The 1653-nt window shown below is 64.2% G+C and carries 2 protein-coding genes; one reads left to right on the top strand and one right to left on the bottom strand.

The genetic code is table 11. The features are described from left to right. Positions 1–190: hypothetical protein (locus AB0873_RS32475; protein ID WP_366604614.1), on the bottom strand; the 190-nt coding region annotated here is incomplete at its 3' end. On the opposite strand from AB0873_RS32475, the gene AB0873_RS32470 reads away from it, so the two are divergent. Beyond that, the gene (locus AB0873_RS32470; protein WP_366604612.1) at positions 179–1459 is read left to right on the top strand and encodes an FAD-dependent oxidoreductase; all 1281 of its coding nucleotides are present in this window, start codon (positions 179–181) and stop codon (positions 1457–1459) included. The two genes, AB0873_RS32475 and AB0873_RS32470, sit on opposite strands and share 12 nt — an antisense overlap. The last annotated feature ends 194 nt before the right edge of the window (positions 1460–1653 follow it).

Below are 1653 nucleotides of genomic sequence, written 5' to 3'. Positions count from 1 at the left end.
GGCCGATCTGGTTGAACAGCGCCGGCGACGGGAACGGGAACCCGAGGTGCCCGGACAGGAACGCCACCACCTGAGAACTGGTCTGCAGCTTCGGCGCGTACGCGTTGAGGTAGATGCGGTCCAGACACTGGATGTCCAACGCCACATGACCGTCGAGCACCTCGGTGACCGTCACTACATGCGCAGCCATGACCGCCTCCACAGTTGCGGCTATGAATGCGATGATGCGACCCCGGCGACCGAAAAGACCAGCTCAACCACCCCGCTGGGCGGTCCGAGGCGGCGCCTCACTGGCACACCAGACGTGCTCGTCATCGGTGGCGGTGTCCTCGGCTCCGCCGTAGCTGTTCACCTTCTGCGCGAGACCTCATCCCTCGACGTCGTGGTGATCGAACCCGACCCGACATACGCCCTCGCGGCGACACCACGTGCCTCCGGTGGCATCCGACAGCTCTTCACCAAACCGGAAAACATCCTGCTGTCGCAGTACACGCACGAGGTCATCCGGGACTGGGCGAACTTCGCGCGAGCCGACGGTGAAGATCCACCAGACCTCGGCTGGAAGCCCCAGGGATACCTGTTCATCGCAGGGCCGGAGAACGCCAACGCACTCGCGGCCAACCTCGCCACCCAGCAGGCACACGGAGTTCGGGCGGACTGGCTGTCCCCGACCGACCTTGCCAAACGATACCCGTACCTCGCCACCGATGACCTTGGTGGCGGGGTGCTATCTCCGGACGATGGCTGGATCGATCCGTCCGCGCTGCTGGATGGGCTGCGCCGCAAGGCAATCGACCTCGGCGCGCAATACGTCAAGGACCGAGTGCGCCACCTACGCACCCAGAACAGCCGGGTCAACGCCGCAGAATTGGAGTCCGGGGCCGTCTTACGCGCCGGCACCGTGGTCAACACCGCGGGCACCTGGGCGCCCGACCTCGCCGCCCAAGTCGGCATGAACGTTCCCGTTGAGCCAATGCGTCGGTTCGAGCACTACATAGAGGTGCCGGCGGACCTCGGGAAAATGCCGTTCCTGAAAGACCCTGCCGGGCTAGCGGCCCGACCCGAAGGACCCGGTCTGTCGGTCGGCCTGGTTGACTTCGCCCACCCCGGCGGGTTCAACCTCGACCTCGACCACGGATACTTCGACCAGCACGTATGGCCAGCACTTGTCCACCGCATGCCGATTCTTGACACACTACGACTACGTTCAACCACGGTCGGCCTCTACGATCAAAACCGACTCGACGGCAACCCCATCATCGGCAACTGGCCAGGCCGCCTCGACAACTTCCACCTCGCAACCGGCTTCTCTGGACATGGACTGATGCACGCCCTCGGCGTGGGACGCGGACTGGCCGAGCTCATCCTGCACGGCCGATACCGAACCATCGACCTCCATCCGCTCGGCTACGAACGGATCCTTGCGCGACGACCATACGCAGAAGAAGGCATCCGATAACTACTGAACAACGGCTTGATCAGATCCGAGGCACACCAGCTCAGCCTCGATCCACCGATGCGGTTGCAGCTGAACGCTGGTTGATCATTCCGGTCTTGGGTGGTGCGGCGGGTGTACGGGAGCCGCCGATCGCGTTTTCGGCTTTCTCCGGAGGTGTTTGTTCGGGAGGGCAGCGGGGGTTGTGGCCTGTGGTC

It is taken from the genome of Micromonospora sp. NPDC047707 (genome assembly GCF_040704235.1).
Classification (GTDB): domain Bacteria; phylum Actinomycetota; class Actinomycetes; order Mycobacteriales; family Micromonosporaceae; genus Micromonospora.
Note: the sequence above shows the minus strand (reverse complement) of the source record. Positions and strands in the feature narration are given on the sequence as shown.